General features: G+C 72.8%; 16 protein-coding genes. 9 read left to right on the forward strand and 7 right to left on the reverse strand.

The features are described from left to right. Window positions 1-9: 9 nt before the first annotated feature. Genes VH969_RS19530 through VH969_RS19540 form a run of 3 tightly spaced genes read left to right on the forward strand, consistent with a single transcriptional unit; the run spans window position 10 to window position 1,088 of the window. The gene (locus VH969_RS19530; protein ID WP_331976212.1) at window positions 10-216 is read left to right on the forward strand and encodes a ribbon-helix-helix protein, CopG family; all 207 of its coding nucleotides are present in this window, start codon (window positions 10-12) and stop codon (window positions 214-216) included. 32 nt (window positions 217-248) lie between these two features. After that, complete coding sequence (locus tag VH969_RS19535) at window positions 249-638, forward strand: type II toxin-antitoxin system death-on-curing family toxin (protein WP_331976214.1); 390 nt, start codon at window positions 249-251, stop codon at window positions 636-638. Between the two features lie 48 nt (window positions 639-686). Continuing rightward, window positions 687-1,088: a MerR family transcriptional regulator gene (locus tag VH969_RS19540; protein WP_331976216.1), complete on the forward strand. Its 402-nt coding sequence runs from the start codon at window positions 687-689 to the stop codon at window positions 1,086-1,088. 89 nt (window positions 1,089-1,177) lie between these two features. Here the strand turns inward: VH969_RS19540 and VH969_RS19545 are convergent, their stop codons facing one another. From VH969_RS19545 to VH969_RS19565, 5 genes are all read right to left on the reverse strand, one after another. Then, a complete protein-coding gene (locus VH969_RS19545) occupies window positions 1,178-1,858 on the reverse strand; it encodes a hypothetical protein (RefSeq protein ID WP_331976218.1) in 681 nt (226 codons plus the stop codon). A gap of 108 nt (window positions 1,859-1,966) precedes the next feature. After that, a complete protein-coding gene (locus VH969_RS19550; protein ID WP_331976220.1) occupies window positions 1,967-2,419 on the reverse strand; it encodes a flavodoxin family protein in 453 nt (150 codons plus the stop codon). 70 nt (window positions 2,420-2,489) lie between these two features. Then, the gene (locus VH969_RS19555) at window positions 2,490-4,142 is read right to left on the reverse strand and encodes a phospho-sugar mutase (RefSeq protein ID WP_331976222.1); all 1,653 of its coding nucleotides are present in this window, start codon (window positions 4,140-4,142) and stop codon (window positions 2,490-2,492) included. Beyond that, complete coding sequence (locus VH969_RS19560; protein WP_331976224.1) at window positions 4,139-4,936, reverse strand: purine-nucleoside phosphorylase; 798 nt, start codon at window positions 4,934-4,936, stop codon at window positions 4,139-4,141. Before VH969_RS19560 ends, VH969_RS19555 begins: the two co-directional genes overlap by 4 nt. 21 nt (window positions 4,937-4,957) lie before the next feature. Next, the gene (locus VH969_RS19565) at window positions 4,958-6,703 is read right to left on the reverse strand and encodes a serine/threonine-protein kinase (protein WP_331976226.1); all 1,746 of its coding nucleotides are present in this window, start codon (window positions 6,701-6,703) and stop codon (window positions 4,958-4,960) included. Between the two features lie 68 nt (window positions 6,704-6,771). Between VH969_RS19565 and VH969_RS19570 the strand changes: the two genes are divergently transcribed. From VH969_RS19570 to VH969_RS19590, 5 genes are all read left to right on the forward strand, one after another. Next, window positions 6,772-8,226, forward strand: a complete 1,455-nt coding sequence (locus tag VH969_RS19570) for a methylmalonyl-CoA mutase subunit beta (RefSeq protein ID WP_331976228.1) — start codon at window positions 6,772-6,774, stop codon at window positions 8,224-8,226. Further along, a complete protein-coding gene (gene scpA, locus VH969_RS19575; RefSeq protein WP_331976230.1) occupies window positions 8,223-10,415 on the forward strand; it encodes a methylmalonyl-CoA mutase in 2,193 nt (730 codons plus the stop codon). Before VH969_RS19570 ends, scpA begins: the two co-directional genes overlap by 4 nt. Beyond that, window positions 10,412-11,410 (forward strand): methylmalonyl Co-A mutase-associated GTPase MeaB, encoded by a 999-nt coding sequence (gene meaB, locus VH969_RS19580; RefSeq protein WP_331976232.1) that lies wholly within the window; start codon window positions 10,412-10,414, stop codon window positions 11,408-11,410. The genes scpA and meaB overlap by 4 nt, the downstream gene beginning before the upstream one ends. Before the next feature lie 10 nt (window positions 11,411-11,420). Beyond that, complete coding sequence (locus tag VH969_RS19585; protein WP_331976234.1) at window positions 11,421-11,804, forward strand: hypothetical protein; 384 nt, start codon at window positions 11,421-11,423, stop codon at window positions 11,802-11,804. A gap of 133 nt (window positions 11,805-11,937) precedes the next feature. Continuing rightward, window positions 11,938-13,236: an amidohydrolase gene (locus VH969_RS19590; protein ID WP_414638573.1), complete on the forward strand. Its 1,299-nt coding sequence runs from the start codon at window positions 11,938-11,940 to the stop codon at window positions 13,234-13,236. Between the two features lie 13 nt (window positions 13,237-13,249). On the opposite strand, the gene VH969_RS19595 is transcribed toward VH969_RS19590, so the two are convergent. Continuing rightward, the gene (locus tag VH969_RS19595; RefSeq protein ID WP_331976236.1) at window positions 13,250-13,543 is read right to left on the reverse strand and encodes a hypothetical protein; all 294 of its coding nucleotides are present in this window, start codon (window positions 13,541-13,543) and stop codon (window positions 13,250-13,252) included. A 348-nt stretch (window positions 13,544-13,891) separates the two neighbouring features. Further along, complete coding sequence (locus VH969_RS19600; protein ID WP_331976238.1) at window positions 13,892-14,344, reverse strand: gamma-glutamylcyclotransferase family protein; 453 nt, start codon at window positions 14,342-14,344, stop codon at window positions 13,892-13,894. Between the two features lie 119 nt (window positions 14,345-14,463). Here VH969_RS19600 and VH969_RS19605 point away from each other — a divergent pair, with 119 nt between their 5' ends. Next, entirely contained in the window at window positions 14,464-15,867 is a 1,404-nt protein-coding gene (locus VH969_RS19605) for an NAD(P)H-quinone dehydrogenase (RefSeq protein WP_331976240.1), read from the forward strand. Window positions 15,868-15,925 lie beyond the last annotated feature (58 nt).

Genomic DNA, 15,925 nt, shown 5'->3' on the forward strand with positions numbered 1-15,925 from the left:
TTGGATCGTATGGCGATGACTCTGAGGCTGTCCGACGAGGAGAACTCGCGCCTCGCGGAGCTGGCCGCGGCGGAAGGCCGGTCGAAGCAGGAGATCATGCGGCTCGCGCTCGCCGACCGATGGGCACGGCTGCAGAAGGAACAACAGCTGGCCGAGGTGCTCAGCCGCGTGCTGCCGCGCTACCAGGGCCTGCTGAACAGGATCGGAACCGCCTGAAAACCGTCGGTGGCTGATGGCATGATCACCCGGTGATCGTGTACCTGGACGCCAGCGACCTGCTCGTGCTGGCCGCTGCCGTCACCGGCGGCGACCTCGTGGTGCGCGACCTCGGCCTGCTCGACGCCGCCGCCCACCGGCCGCGCGCCACCGTCCTGGGCGTGCAGGCCTACGACACGTTGTGGCTCAAGGCATCCGCGTTACTCGAGTCCATCGTCACCACCCGCCCGCTCGCCGAGGGCAACTGGCGCCTCGGCTGGGTGGCCGCGGTGACCTTGTGCGACATGAACGGCTGGTGGATCGACGCCGACGAGGACGAGGCGCTCGAGCTGGTCCGCGAGGTCGGCCGCGGCAATGTCGGGGTGCCGGAGATGGCCGAGCGCCTGGAGGCGTGGGCGCTCCCCAAGGAGAACGATCTCTAGCCTTATCGGCTTGACCTGGAGTGCGCTCCAGCTTCTAACGTCGAAGACGTGACTTATGCGATCGCCGAGGCGGCCCATCGCAGTGGGCTGTCGATCGACACCCTCCGTTACTACGAACGCATCCAGCTGATCGACCCGCCCGCCCGCGACTCCGGCGGCCGGCGGGCCTACACCGACGAGGACCTGGCCTGGCTCGAGTTCCTGACCAGGCTGCGCACGACCGGCATGCCGATCCGGATGATGCGCGAGTACGCCCGGCTGCGCCACCAGGGCAACGCCAGCGCCACCCGGCGCAAGCAGATCCTGATCGAGCAGCGCGCGGAGGTGCTCGAGCGGATCGCCGAGCTGAACAGCTGCCTGGACGTGCTCAACTACAAGATCGCCAACTACGAGCAGTGCGAGCGCGACCTGGACGCGAAGGCCCCGGTCATGGAGGAGGCGTCCGCGTGAGCACCCGCCGGCTCGCGATCCGCGTCCAGCGTCTCGGCAGGGCGTGAGCGGGCCGCGGCCACCGAATTCGTGGCCGCGGCCCGTCCTCGTCAGAAGTGCGTGTTCTGCACCCAGCCCCAGCGCTTCGCGTTGGGCACGTAGACCTTGACCCAGCCGTGTGACTGCTGGTTGGTCTTGTGCACGTGCCACTTCGGGAAGACGTTGCCGATCACGAACCGGTTGGCCGCGTCGCGCAGCGTGCCGAAGCTGTCGATGCGGGCGTGGTCGTTGACGACGTGCCCGGCGGACACCCGGAAGTCGACCGATCGGTAGTGGTCCTTCGCCTGCGCGCTGCGGCCCTGCAGCACCCGGGTCGGCGCGGCCTTGCCGGCGGGGTAGTGGCTGGTCGGCGTCGGGAAGTGCTCGCCGCCGACCGAGGTGCCGATGCAGTCGCGGTGCACGAAGCCCCACCAGACGTGTCCGGTGTTGCGGTACTTCTTGTCGCTGATCATCGACCAGGTGCTGTTGACGTTGTAGCGCCAGCCCACGATGTCGGTCGTGGAGATCGTCCAGTTGATGTTGTTCCCCTTGACGCCGGCCTTGGGGTAGTTCGGGTAGACCGGGCAGGACTTCTTGACCGTGTAGTCGAGGATCAGCGCGATGTCGCGCTTGACGCCGGCCGCGGTGCTCGCCGCCTCGGTGGCGGCGGACATCGTGGTCACCAGGCCCCCGGCCAGGACGGCCGTCAGCGCGACGCCGATCGCCGCTGTCAGCTTGGTCCTCGTGCGCATGTGGATATCCCTCATCCCGTCTCGGGTTCGTGATTACCCACCCGTCCTACCGGCCGGTAACCTTCGCGCACGAACGCGGCTGCACAGCGGGAGCAGCGTTGTGCACGGTCAGCCCATCAGCGTCGCGGCGACCGTGGCGCCGAGCTCCCAGCAGCGCTGCAGGTCGTCCTTGCGCGGCTCGCCGGTGACCGTGACCGTGTCGGTGGCCTTGGCCCAGCCCAGCCCGGTGGTGACGGACTCGATGCCACGGATGGCGCCGGTGGTGTCGTTGTTGCCGTGGACGTAGAGGCCGAAGGGCCGGCCGCGGGTGGCGTCGAGGCAGGGGTAGTAGGCGAGGTCGAAGAAGACCTTGAGGGCGCCGGACATCATCCCGAGGTTGGCCGGCGTGCCGAGGATGTACCCGTCCGCGTCGAGCGCATCGGGCACGGTGGCGGCGAGCGCGGGCCGCCGCACGACTTCGACGCCCTCGATCTCGTCGGTCGTCGCCCCGGCCACCACGGCCTCGAACATGGCCTGCACGTTGGGCGAGGGCGTGTGATGCACGATCAGCAACCGGGCCACCGGCGCAGCATCGCGGGTAGACCTGGCCCGGCGCAACTCGCGCGGCGCGTAGCCGATCCGCGCGGCGAGCCTAGGCCTTGAGGAGTGTGGCCACCTCGTCGCGCAGGGCGGTCATGCGCTCCGTCGCCTTGGTGCGAGCGGCTTCCAGCGCCTCCGGTGCGGCGACCGGCTCCACGACCTCCAGGTACGCCTTCACCTTCGGCTCCGTGCCCGACGGGCGGATCACCACGCGCAGGCCGTCCGCGCGCAGGCGGACGATGTCCGGGGCCGGGTTGTCCTGCGTGACCTCCACCCCGCCCAGCGAGGCCGGCGGGGACGAGCGCAGCGCGGTCACCATGGGGGTGATCGCCGACGTGTCCGTGAAGCGCAGCGACAGCTGGTCGGTCAGGTGCACGCCGTGCGCCACGGCCAGGTCGTCCAGCGCGGCGGGCACGCCCCGGCCCGCGGCCTTCAGCGTCGCCGCCAGGTCGCAGGCCAGGACGGACGCCGAGATGCCGTCCTTGTCCGCCACCGACGCCGGGTCGACGCACAGGCCCAGCGCCTCCTCGTACGCGAACACCAGACCCGAACCGGCGCGCACCAGCCACTTGAACCCCGTCAGCGTCTCCGCGTGCCGGGCCCCGTGCGCCGCCGCGATGTGACCCAGCAGCGACGACGACACGATCGTCGACGCCACCAGCGGGTCCGGGTGCGCCGCACGATCCAAAGTGGACAACACGTGCGCGCCGAGCAGCGCGCCCGTCTCGTCGCCGCGGAGCATGCGCCACCCGTCGGCGAAGCGGGCGCCCAGCGCGCAGCGGTCCGCGTCCGGGTCCAGCGCGATCGCGAGGTCGGCGTCCGACGACTCGGCGAAGCCCAGCAGCAGGTCCGCCGCGCCGGGCTCCTCCGGGTTGGGGAAGTCGACCGTCGGGAAGTCCGGGTCCGGCGCCGCCTGCTCCGGGACCAGCGTGACGTCCGGGAAACCCGCGCGCCGCAACGCGTCCAGCACCGTCGAGCCGCCGACGCCGTGCATCGGGGTCAGCACCACGCGCAGCTCCCGCGCGACCCCGCGGGGCAGCGAGGCCACGTGTTCGAGATAGGAGTCCACCAAGGCGTCGCCCACCGGCATCGCCCCGTCGGCGAGCGGCACCGTCCGCGCCGCCGGCACGCCGCGGATGGCCGCCTCGATCAGCCGGTCGTCCGGCGGCACGATCTGCGAACCCACCGGCTCGCCGACTCCCGTGTAGACCTTGTACCCGTTGTCCGCGGGCGGGTTGTGCGACGCCGTGATCTGGATGCCCGCCACCGTGCCGAGCGACCGCACCAGGAACGCCGTGATCGGCGTCGGCAACGGGCCGGGCATCGTCAGCACCGTGAAGCCGGCCGCGGTGAGCACGCCGGCCGCGGCCTCGGCGAAGTCCGACGAGCCGTACCGCGCGTCGCGGCCGACGACGACCGTCCCGCCCGCGTGTCCCTTGTGCCGCAACCACTCCGCGAGCCCGGCCGTGGCCCGGATGACGACCGCGCGGTTCATCCCGTTGGACCCCGCGCGGACCGGGCCGCGCAGGCCGGCGGTACCGAACGTGAGCGTGCCGTTCATCCGGTCCGCCAGGTCGTCGGCCGCCCCGGACACGCCGCCCATGGCGTTCGCGACGACGCGTTGCAGCTCCGCCTTCGTCTCGGGGTCCGGATCGTCGGCCATCCACCGGAAGGCCTCGTCGCGCAAGGTGGACGAGAGGCTCATGAACGCGCCACGAGCGACTGGAGCAGCCGGCCCATCCGCCCGGCCGCCGCCCGGCCGGCCTCGAGGACCTCCTCGTGGTTCAGCGGCTCGCCGGTGACACCGGCCGCCAGGTTCGTCACCAGCGACAGGCCGAACACCTCCAGCCCGGCCGCGCGTGCGGCGATCGCCTCCAGGACCGTCGACATGCCGACCAGGTCCGCGCCCATCGTGCGCAGCATCCGGATCTCCGCCGGCGTCTCGAAGTGCGGCCCGGTCAGGCCCGCGTACACGCCCTCGACCAGCGTCGGGTCGATCTCCTTCGCGAGCCCCCGCAGCCGCGGCGAGTACAGGTCGGTCAGGTCGACGAACTGCGCACCCTGAAGCGGCGAGGTGGCCGTCAGGTTGAGGTGGTCGCTGATCAGCACCGGCGAGCCGACCGGGATGCCGTCGCGCAGGCAGCCCGCCGCGTTGGTGAGCACGATCGTGCGGCAGCCGGCGGCGGCGACCGTCCGCACGCCGTGGACCACGGAGCCGACGCCGCGGCCCTCGTAGAAGTGCGTGCGGCCGAGCAGGATCAGCACCCGCCGGTCGCCGACCCGCAGCGAGCGGATCGTGCCGCCGTGCCCGGCGACGGTCGGCGCGGCGAACCCGGGCAGGTCGGCCATCGGGATCTCGGCGTCCGCGGTACCGAGCTCGTCGGCGGCGGGCCGCCAGCCGGAGCCGAGCACCACGGCCACGTCGTGCTTGTCCACCCCGGTGCGGCCGGCCAGCGCGGCCGCGGCGTCGTCGGCGAGCGTGGCGAAGTCGTCTGTCACGGCGCCGACTGTAGCCGGAGGTCAGCCGGTGACCCGGAACGTCTTCGCGATCCGGGCGAACAGCTGTTCGCGCCCGGTGTCCTCCTGGTCGACCGGCACGGTCACCGCGACCACCCACAGGTCGCGGCCCAGCGACAGCACGTTCGCGAACGTCACCCGGTTCAGGTCGCCGGCGCCGGGCGCCAGGTTCGCCGCGTTCGTCTTCGTCCGGTAGGTCAGCTGCTCGCCCTGCTCGCCGCCGGCCAGCGGCCTCGTCTGCGTGCGGTTCGCCAGCGCGTACGTCTGGTTCTCGTCGTCGGCGAGGGAGTCCACGTAGTCGTCGATGGTGCGGTCTGGGAGGTAGTCGTCGAACCGCTCGACGGTGAGCAGCTGGCGGCCGTCGGCGGACACGTAGTAGATCCGCGTGCTGCGGAGATCGCCGGTCGCGCGCTCCTCGACGAACCGCACCCACCCGCGCGGCACGACGATCGAGTAGCCGCCGCCCTGCACGCCGTTCACCGTCGCCGCGTCGCCCTTCTGCGTCACCAGGTCCGGCGCGCCCGTCTCGGGTGGGACCGACGGCGTGGTGCCGGCCGTCCGCGCCGGCGGCAGCAGCGGCTCGCCGCCGACCACCCGCGCGAGCGCGAAGCCGCCGCCGGCCGCGGCGAAGAACAGCACCGCCGCGATCACCAGCAGCAGCGCGGAGGCGACCCGGCCGCGGCGCCGCCGCCGGGGCAGCGGGCGGCGGGCCGTCGCGTCGAACGGCAGCGGGCCCGGCGCCGGCGCGAGCTGGGGCACGTCGGGGGCCGCGGGCGGGGGCGGCAGGGGTGGCGCGGTCGGCTTCGGCTTCGGGGTGAGCTTCGTCGGCTGCTGGTCCGGATCGGACAGCGCGGCCAGGTCCTCGCCGGTCAGCAGCGGCGAACCGGGCGGCGGGAGCAGCGGGCGCAAACGGTTGCGCGCCTCCGCGAGCGACATCCGGTCGGCCGGCTCCTTCACCAGCAGCGCCTGGACGATCTCCGCCAGCGGGCCCTCCGACGACGGCCGGGGCACCTCGCCGTGCACGACGAGGTTCACGATCTCCAGCACGGTGCCGTCGAGGTCGTAGGGCGGGTTGCCCTCGAGCATCGCGTAGAGCGTGGCGCCGAGGCCCCACAGGTCGGCGGCCGGCGTCACCTCGCGCCCGGCGGCGACCTCCGGCGCGATGTACGCGGGGGAGCCCAGCATGATCCCGGTACGGGTCATCGTGCGCTCGGAGACATTGCGGGCGATGCCGAAGTCGGTCAGCTTCACCGTGCCGTTGGTCGCGGGCGTCGTGCCGACGAGGACGTTGCCCGGCTTGACGTCCCGGTGCGTGATGCCAACCTGGTGCGCGGCGGCGAGCCCGGCGGCGACCGCGTCGGCGATCGCGGCCGAGGCGGTGGGGCGCAGCGGGCCGAGCGCACGCAGCAGCTCGGCCAGGCTGTGCGCCGCCATGTACTCGGTGACCACGAACGGCTCGCGGTTCTCGCGCGCGACGTCGTGCAGCGTGATCACGTTCGGGTGCGACAGCGCGGCGATCGCGCGGGCCTCCCGCAGCGTCCGCTCGCGCAGCTCGTCGGCCTCCGCGTCCGGAATTCCCGGCGGCAGCAGGACCTCCTTCACCGCGACCGGGCGGCGCAGGAACTCGTCGTAGGCCTCCCACACGGTGCCCATCGAGCCCTGGCCGAGGCGGCGGCGCAGCCGGTACCGGCCGGCGACGAGCCGGTCCGGCGGCAGTTCTGCCGGGCTGTCGGTCGGCGGGCTGGACACGGCGCCCATTCTGCGGCATTCACCACACCGCCCGGCGCGGACCGGCAACATCCGTAGCATTGCGGGGTATGACCTCGGCGGAGCGGTTGAGCCTGGCTGCCGATTTCCCGGCGGCCACCAGGGACCAGTGGCGCGAGCTGGTCCGGGGCGTGTTGCGGAAGTCCGGCGTGGACCCCGACATCGCCCCGGACGAGGTGGAGGCGGCGCTCGCGAGCCAGACCTACGACGGGTTCGCCGTGCGGCCGCTCTACACGGCCGACGATCCCGCGCCGGAGGCCGGCTTCCCGGGCCTGCCGCCGTTCGTGCGCGGTGGCGCCCCGGACGGCCGGGTGCTCGCCGGATGGGACGTCCGCCAGCGTCACGCCGACCCGGACCCGGCGACCACGAGCCGCGCGATCCTCGCCGACCTGGAGCACGGCGGGACGTCGCTGTGGCTCGTCGTGGGCGCCGGCGGGCTGCCGGGCGACGTGCTCGCCGACGTGCTCGCGGACGTCTACGTCGACCTCGCCCCGGTCACCCTCGACGCCGGCCGCGACGCGGTGGCCGCCGCCGACACGCTGCTCGCCGTGCACGCCGACAAGGGCGTGGCGGACAGCGAGGTCCGGGGCAACCTGGGCGCCGACCCGCTCGGCCTGCGCGCCCGCACCGGCGAGCCGGCCGACCTGGACGTCGCGGTCGAGGTGGCCCGCCGCGCCCAGGGCCACCCGAACCTGCGCGCGATCGTCGCCGACGCCCTGCCCTACCACGAGGCCGGCTCGTCGGACGGCCAGGAACTCGGCTGCGCGATCGCCACCGGCGTGGCCTACCTCCGCGCGCTGACCGGCGCCGGGCTGGCGGTCGACGAGGCCGCCCGCCGGCTCGAGTTCCGCTTCGCCGCCACCGCCGACCAGTTCGCCACGATCGCGAAGCTCCGCGCCGCGCGCCGGTTGTGGGCGCGCGTCACCGAGGTCTGCGGGGCGAGCGTGCGCAGCGCGCCCCAGCACGCGGTCACCTCGTCGACGATGATGACCCGCCGCGACCCCTGGGTGAACATGCTGCGCACCACGGTCGCCTGCTTCGCCGCCGGTGTCGGCGGGGCGGACGCGGTGACCGTGCTGCCGTTCGACTCCGCGATCGGCCTGCCCGACGCCTTCGCCCGGCGCATCGCCCGCAACACCCACTCGATCCTGGTCGAGGAGTCCAAAGTGGCCGGTGTGATCGACCCGGCGGGCGGCTCCTGGTACGTCGAGCGGCACACCGACGAGCTCGCGCGCGCCGGCTGGGCGGTGTTCACCGAGATCGAGCGCGCGGGCGGGCTCGTCCGGGCGTTCGACAGCGGGCTGGTGGACGAGAAGATCGCCGCCACCCGGACGGCCCGCACCGCGCGGTTCGCCGCCGGCGAGGAGTCGATCACCGGCGTGACCGTGTTCCCGAACGAGGACGAGAAACCGCTGAACCGCAAACCCGCGCCGCCCGTGCCGGGCGGCGGCCTGCCGAGGGTGCGCTACGCGGAGCCGTTCGAGTCGAAGCTGGAGGGCTCATGATCCCCGACTTCTCCGACGTCGAGCTGGGCGAGCCCGAGAGCCCGCCGGCCGCCGACTGGCACGCCGCGCTGCAGGAGGCCACCGGCAAGGCGGCCGACGCGCTCGCCACGGAGACCCCCGAGGGCATCGTCCTGAAACCCTTGTACACCAACGAGGACACCGCCGGGCTCGACTTCCTCGCCACCTACCCGGGCATCGTCCCGTACCTGCGCGGTCCGTACCCGACGATGTACGTCAACCAGCCGTGGACGATCCGCCAGTACGCCGGGTTCTCCACCGCCGAGGAGTCCAACGCCTTCTACCGGCGCAACATCGCGGCCGGCCAGAAAGGACTGTCGGTCGCCTTCGACCTCGCCACGCACCGCGGCTACGACTCCGACCACCCGCGGGTGGCGGGCGACGTCGGCATGGCCGGGGTGGCCATCGACTCGATCTACGACATGCGCCGGCTCTTCGACGGCATCCCGCTGGACAGGATGTCGGTGTCGATGACGATGAACGGCGCGGTGCTGCCGATCCTCGCGCTGTTCGTGGTCGCGGCCGAGGAACAGGGCGTGGGTCAGGACAAGCTCGCCGGGACCATCCAGAACGACATCCTCAAGGAGTTCATGGTCCGCAACACCTACATCTACCCGCCGCAGCCGTCGATGCGGATCATCTCCGACATCTTCGCGCACACCTCGCGGCACATGCCGAAGTTCAACTCCATCTCGATCTCCGGCTACCACATGCAGGAGGCGGGGGCGACCGCCGACCTGGAGCTCGCGTACACGCTCGCGGACGGCGTCGAGTACATCCGTGCCGGCATCGACGCCGGCCTGCCGGTGGACTCGTTCGCGCCGCGGCTGTCGTTCTTCTGGGCCATCGGGATGAACTTCTTCATGGAGGTCGCCAAGCTGCGCGCGGCGCGGCTGCTGTGGGCCAAGCTCGTCAGGCAGTTCGAGCCGAAGTCGGACAAGTCGCTGTCGCTGCGCACGCACTGCCAGACGTCGGGCTGGTCGCTGACCGCCCAGGACGTCTACAACAACGTGATCCGCACGTGCGTCGAGGCGATGGCCGCGACCCAGGGGCACACGCAGTCGCTGCACACCAACGCGCTCGACGAGGCGCTCGCGCTGCCGACCGACTTCTCCGCCCGCATCGCGCGCAACACCCAGCTGCTGCTGCAGCAGGAGTCCAACACCACGCGGGTGATCGACCCGTGGGGCGGCAGCGCGTTCGTCGAGCGGCTCACCCACGACCTCGCGCGGCGCGCGTGGGAGCACATCGGCGAGATCGAGTCCGCGGGCGGCATGGCGCGCGCGATCGACGCCGGCATCCCGAAGATGCGCATCGAGGAGGCGGCCGCGCGCACGCAGGCTCGCATCGACTCCGGCCGCCAGCCGGTGATCGGGGTCAACAAGTACCGGCTCGCCGACGCGGACGAGCACATCGAGGTGCTCAAGGTCGACAACGCGGGCGTGCGCGCGCAGCAGGTGGAGAAGCTGCGCCGGCTGCGGGAGGAGCGCGACCAGGGCGCGGTCGACTCGTCGCTGGCCGCGTTGTCCCGCGCGGCCGCGGCCGACTCCGCCGGTGGCGACAACCTGCTCGCGCTCGCCATCGACGCGGCCCGCGCGAAGGCCACGGTCGGCGAGATCTCCGACGCGCTCGGGAAGGTCTGGGGCCGCCACTCCGCGCAGATCCGTACGATCTCCGGCGTCTACTCCGAGGAGGTCGGCGCTGTGTCCAGTGTGGACGACGCGCGCGCGGTGGTGAACGCGTTCGCCGACGCCGAGGGACGCCGGCCGCGCATCCTCGTCGCGAAGATGGGCCAGGACGGACACGACCGCGGCCAGAAGGTGATCGCCACGGCCTTCGCCGACCTCGGGTTCGACGTGGACGTGGGCCCGCTGTTCCAGACGCCGGCCGAGGTCGCGCGCCAGGCGGTCGAGGCCGACGTGCACATCGTGGGCGTCAACTCGCTCGCGGCCGGGCACCTCACGCTCGTGCCGGCGCTGCGCGACGAGCTGGCCGCGCTCGGCCGGGACGACATCATGATCGTGGTCGGCGGCGTGATCCCGCCCGCGGACCACGACGAGCTGCACGCCGCGGGCGCGGCCGCGATCTTCGGTCCCGGCACGGTGATCGCCGAAGCGGCGGGCGACCTGCTCCGCAAGCTCGCCGAGGCGCACGGGCACCCCATCACGTGACCCGCGAGATCGACGTCTCCGCTTACGCCGAGGGAGTCCGTGCCGGGGACCGCGGCAGGCTGTCGAAGGCGATCACGCTCGTCGAGTCGCGCCGGCCCGACCACCGCGCGCTCGCCCAGCAGCTGCTCGTCGAGCTGCTGCCGCACGCGGGCGGGGCGCACCGGGTCGGCATCACCGGCGTGCCGGGCGCGGGCAAGTCGACGTTCATCGACGCGCTCGGCTCGATGCTGACCGAGTCGGGCCACCGGGTCGCGGTGCTCGCGGTCGACCCGTCCTCGTCGCGCACCGGCGGCTCGATCCTCGGGGACAAGACGCGGATGGCGCGCCTCGCGGTCGACCCGGCCGCGTTCATCCGCCCGTCGCCCACGTCCGGCACGCTGGGCGGCGTCACCCGGGCGACCCGGGAGACGATCGTGCTGATGGAGGCGGCCGGCTACGACGTGGTGCTCGTGGAGACCGTCGGCGTCGGGCAGTCGGAGATCGCTGTGGCGAACATGGTCGACTGCTTCCTGCTGCTCACGCTCGCGCGCACCGGCGACCAGCTGCAGGGCATCAAGAAGGGCGTGCTCGAGCTCGCCGACGTGATCGCGGTGAACAAGGCGGACGGCGAGCACGAGGTGCCGGCGCGCAAGGCCGCGCGGGAGCTCGCCGGCGCGCTGCGGCTGCTGCGCACGGCGGAGACCCGGTGGACGCCGCCCGTGCTGACCTGCAGCGGGCTCACCGGCGCGGGCCTGGACACGGTGTGGGAGCAGGTGGCGCGCCACCACCGCACGCTCTCGGAGTCCGGTGAGCTGGCGGACAAGCGGCGGCGCCAGCAGGTCGACTGGACGTGGACCATGGTCCGCGACACGCTGCTCACCCGGCTGCAGGAGCACCCCGGGGTCCGCGCGCTCGCCCCTGACCTGGAACGGGAGGTCGCCGACGGCGAGCTGACCCCCACGCTCGCGGCCGAGCGGATACTGGAGGTGTTCGCCGACTCACCGGGCGCTGACTAGAGTTGAGCGCATGCGGAGCGCTCCCCGGCTCGTGATCGTCGCCCTGCTGGGTCTGTTGTCGGCACTGCCGGCCGCCCCCGCGGTCGCCTCGGCCGAGCCGGCCACGCCCGCCGTGCTCAGCGATCTGTCCAGCGACGTGTCCGCCGACGTGTCCGCCGACGACCAGGTCGTCGCGCAGCAGCCGACGACGACCAAGCCGGCACCCTCCTCGCCCGGCGCGACCGCGCCGTCCGGTCCCAAGCTCCAGCCGGAGACCGAGAACGACCAGCAGGAATCGAAGCGCAAGCTGGTCATGGGCGTGGCGTCGGTCGTGCTGGTCGGCATCGTCATCTGGGGGCGCAGCATCCGCAGCAAGCGCAGGAAGAAGCAGCAGGGCGCAGGCAGCGGGGGCTGACGGTCGTTGGTCGATTGTGATCGTTTAGCCAGGCTGAAGCGCATACACCGCTCGGCGCACGAGCCGGACCGGCTGACCGGTCGACCAGCTAACCTCGTGCGATCCTCCACAGCCGATGGTGCAGGATTGCCGCGTGACAGTGCTCGATTCGCGGTCCGGAATGTCGCGGGACCGCGACGATGTGAACTCAGGCGACGGGGCCGGTGTGCTTCTGACCGACAAGGGCGTCAGTATGCCCAGTGTGGAGGACCTTGGTGCGGGGCGCGGCCCTGCGTGGCTCGACGACTGGCTCGGGCGCAACGCGGTGGACGTCCTCGCCTGGTACCGGCACATCCACGCGCACCCGGAGCTCTCCCGGCGCGAGTTCGCCACGACCGAGCTGATCGCCGGCCTGCTGTCAGCCGGCGGGCTGCGGCCCAAGCTCTTCGACAGCGGCACGGGCCTCATCTGTGACGTCGGCACCGGCGAGCGCTGCGTGGCGCTGCGCGCCGACATGGACGCGCTGCCGCTGACCGAGCTCACCGGCCTCCCGTACGCCTCGACCGTGCCCGGCGCGGCGCACGCGTGCGGCCACGACGCGCACACCGTGATGCTGGCGGCCGCGGGCCTGGCGCTCGCGTCCGCGCCCGAGCTGCCCGGCCGCGTGCGGCTGGTGTTCCAGCCGGCCGAGGAGGTCATGCCGGGCGGCGCGCTGGACGTGATCGCCGCGGGCGGGCTGGACGGCGTCGAGTCGATCTACGGCCTGCACTGCGATCCGCGCGTGCAGGTCGGCAACGTCGGGACCCGGGTCGGCGCGATCACGTCGGCCACGGACCTGCTGGAGCTGCGGCTGACCTCGCCCGGCGGGCACACCTCGCGCCCGCACCTGACCGCCGACCTGGTGCACGCGCTGGGCACCGTGATCACCGGCTTGCCGGCGCTGCTGTCCCGGCGGATCGACCCGCGCTCGGGCACGGTGCTGGTGTGGGGCGCGGTGCACGCGGGCGAGGCGCCGAACGCGGTGCCGCAGGACGGCGTGCTGCGCGGCACGCTGCGGACCGGCGACCACGAGGTGTGGGCCGACCTGGAGCCGCTCGTCGCGGGCCTGGTCGAGTCGCTGCTGGCGCCGACCGGTGTCGGGTTCGAGCTCGAGCACCGCCGGGGCGTGCCGCCGGTGGTGAACGACGAGGAGTCGACGGCGGTGCTGCGCGCCGGGGTCGAGGCGGCGCTGGGCGAGCAGGCGGTGACGTCGACGAAGCAGTCGTCCGGTGGCGAGGACTTCGGCTGGTACCTGGAGCACATCCCGGGCTCGTTCGCGCGGCTGGGCGTGTGGTCGGGTGACGGCCAGATGCCGGACCTGCACCAGCCGACGTTCCACCTGGACGAGCGGGCGCTGTTGTCCGGGGTCCGGGTGCTGACGCACACCGCCTTGGCCGCGCTGGCGGGACACTAGCTTCTTCGTTCGCTCAGTAGTGGTCGCCGCCGTCGCGCCGGTTGGCGACGGCGATGAGGACGAACACGAACACGATGTAGCCGCCGACCGCGATGCCGGCGTCGACGAGCCGGGTCACGCCGCCGGTCTTGTCGAGGAAGAAGCTGAGCGCCCCGAACCCGCCGACGACGGCGACGAGGGCGAGGCAGACCTTGGCGAAGCGGCGGTAGGAGCACCACCAGGTGCAGCTGCCGGCGCTGATGTGCTTGCAGAGCGCGTCGCCGTGCCCGGAGCGCGGGAGCTGCTTGGCCCCTTGGCGGCGGCTCACAGGGCGGCCCCGCAGAACGCGCAGCGCCTGGGGTCGCTGGCCTCGGGTTGATGGCGCCCGCTCGGACTGTAAGGACACTCAGGCCGGGCACCCATGCGGCTCACTATCCCGCGCGCCGGCGCTGTTCATCAAGGGCCGTTGGTGGGTTGTCCACAGGCAGCGAGTTGTCCACAGGTCATGCTCGCCGGCCCGTTTCCGTCGGCCCTCGCCGATAGGGTGAGACCAGGGGTCCCCCAGGCGATGGCGGGCAGGTCTGCGCGCGGGCGTTTGCTAACGCATCGGCTCGGTCGGCGGCGGTTGGCGAGGCGTTGGGCGGACGTGGTCGGCGGGTGCGCGGCCGGTCGGGGACTACGGGCCGATGCCGTGGCAGGGGCGGATTCGGAGGTCGGCCACGTAGTCCGCCGGGGCGCCGGCCGACTCCGCCGCGTCGGAGACGACGCCCAGGTACCGCGCCGAGGGCAGCCCGCCCTCGTACGCGTCCAGCACGTACAGCCACGCCAGGACGGACCCCTCCAGCGTCTGCACCCGCAGGCGGATCTTCGAGTGCAGCCCCAGCTCCGAGCCCTCCCAGCGGTCGAGCCGTGCCTCGTCCTCGGGGGTCACGTCGTAGAGCACCACGAACACCTGCGAACCCGGCTCCTCGACGATCGTCGCGAGGGCACCCTCCCAGCCTATGTCCTCGCCGCCGAACGTCAGCCGCCAGCCGACGAGCCAGCCGGTCCCCGCCATCGGCGAGTGCGGGGCTCGCTCCATCATCTGGGCGGGATCCATGTTGGACCCGTACGCGGCGTAGAGCGGCACGACCGACAGCGTAGCGATACCTCGGATCACGTGCCTGCGCCATGGCGCTGGGCGTGTTCGCCCAAACCGCCCCGCGTACCGTTGCCCCCGAGGGTTCAGGACTATGAGGGGAGCTCCGGGTGACCCGGATCGTGATCATGGGCGGGGGCCCGGCGGGGTATGAGGCCGCGCTCGTCGCCGCCCAGCACGGGGCCGACGTCACGGTCGTCGAACGGGACGGGCTCGGCGGCGCGTGCGTGCTCTACGACTGCGTGCCGTCCAAGACGTTCATCGCCTCCGCCGGCGCGCGCTCGGCCTTCCACAACGCCGACGAGCTGGGCATCCGCACGGGCAGCCGGCTGCCGCCGGTCGACCTGCCGGTGGTCCACGGCCGGGTGAAAGGGCTCGCGCTCGCGCAGTCCGCCGACGTGCGCAACCGCGTACAGCGCGAGGGCGTCCGGGTCATCAACGGCAGCGCCCGGTTCTGCGACGACCGCACCGGCCTCGCCGCGCACCGGATCGCGGCGACGAGCCACGCCGGCGAGACCGAGGTGCTCGACGCCGACGTCGTGCTGATCGCCACCGGCGCCACTCCGCGCGTGCTGCCCGGCGCCGAGCCCGACGGCGAGCGCATCCTCGACTGGCGCCAGATCTACGACCTGCCCGAGCTGCCCGAGCACCTCGTCGTGGTCGGGTCCGGCGTCACCGGTGCGGAGTTCGTCTCCGCCTACACCGAGATGGGCGTGCGTGTCACGCTGATCTCCAGCCGCGACCGGGTCCTGCCGCACGAGGACGCGGACGCCGCCGCCGTGCTCGAGGACGTCTACGCCGCGCGTGGCACCGAGGTGATCAAGCACGCGCGTGCCGAGCGGGTCGAGCGCACCCGCAAGGGCGTGCTCGTGCACCTGCGCGGCGGGCAGACCGTCGAGGCCAGCCACGCGCTGATGACCGTCGGCTCCGTGCCCAACACGACCGACATCGGGCTCGACAAGGTCGGCATCGGCCCCGGCCAGGGCGGGTTCGTCTCGGTGGACCGGGTGTCGCGCACGAGCGTGCCGGGCGTCTACGCGGCGGGCGACTGCACCGGGCTGCTGATGCTCGCGTCGGTCGCCGCCATGCAGGGCCGCATCGCGATGTGGCACGCGCTCGGCGAGGGCGTCGCGCCGATCAAGCTGAAGACCGTGGCGGCCAACGTGTTCACGCACCCGGAGATCGCCACGGTCGGCATCAGCCAGCAGGCCATCGACTCCGGCGAGGTGCCCGCCCGCACGATCATGCTGCCGCTCGCCACCAACGCGCGCGCGAAGATGGAGGGCCTGCACCGCGGCTTCGTGAAGCTGTTCTGCCGCCCGGCGACCGGCGTGGTGATCGGCGGCGTCGTGGTGGCCCCGACTGCGAGCGAGCTGATCCTGCCGATCGCGCTCGCGGTGCAGAACCAGCTCACCGTCGAGCACCTGACGCACACGTTCTCGGTCTACCCGTCGCTGTCCGGCTCCATCGTCGAGGCCGGCCGCCGCCTGATGCGCCACGACGACCTGGACTGACCTCGCGAGTCCAACGTCCAGACCCCGCGAGTCCAACGTCCAGACCCCGCGAGTCCAA

The organism is Actinophytocola sp., assembly GCF_036555685.1.
Classification (GTDB): domain Bacteria; phylum Actinomycetota; class Actinomycetes; order Mycobacteriales; family Pseudonocardiaceae; genus Actinophytocola.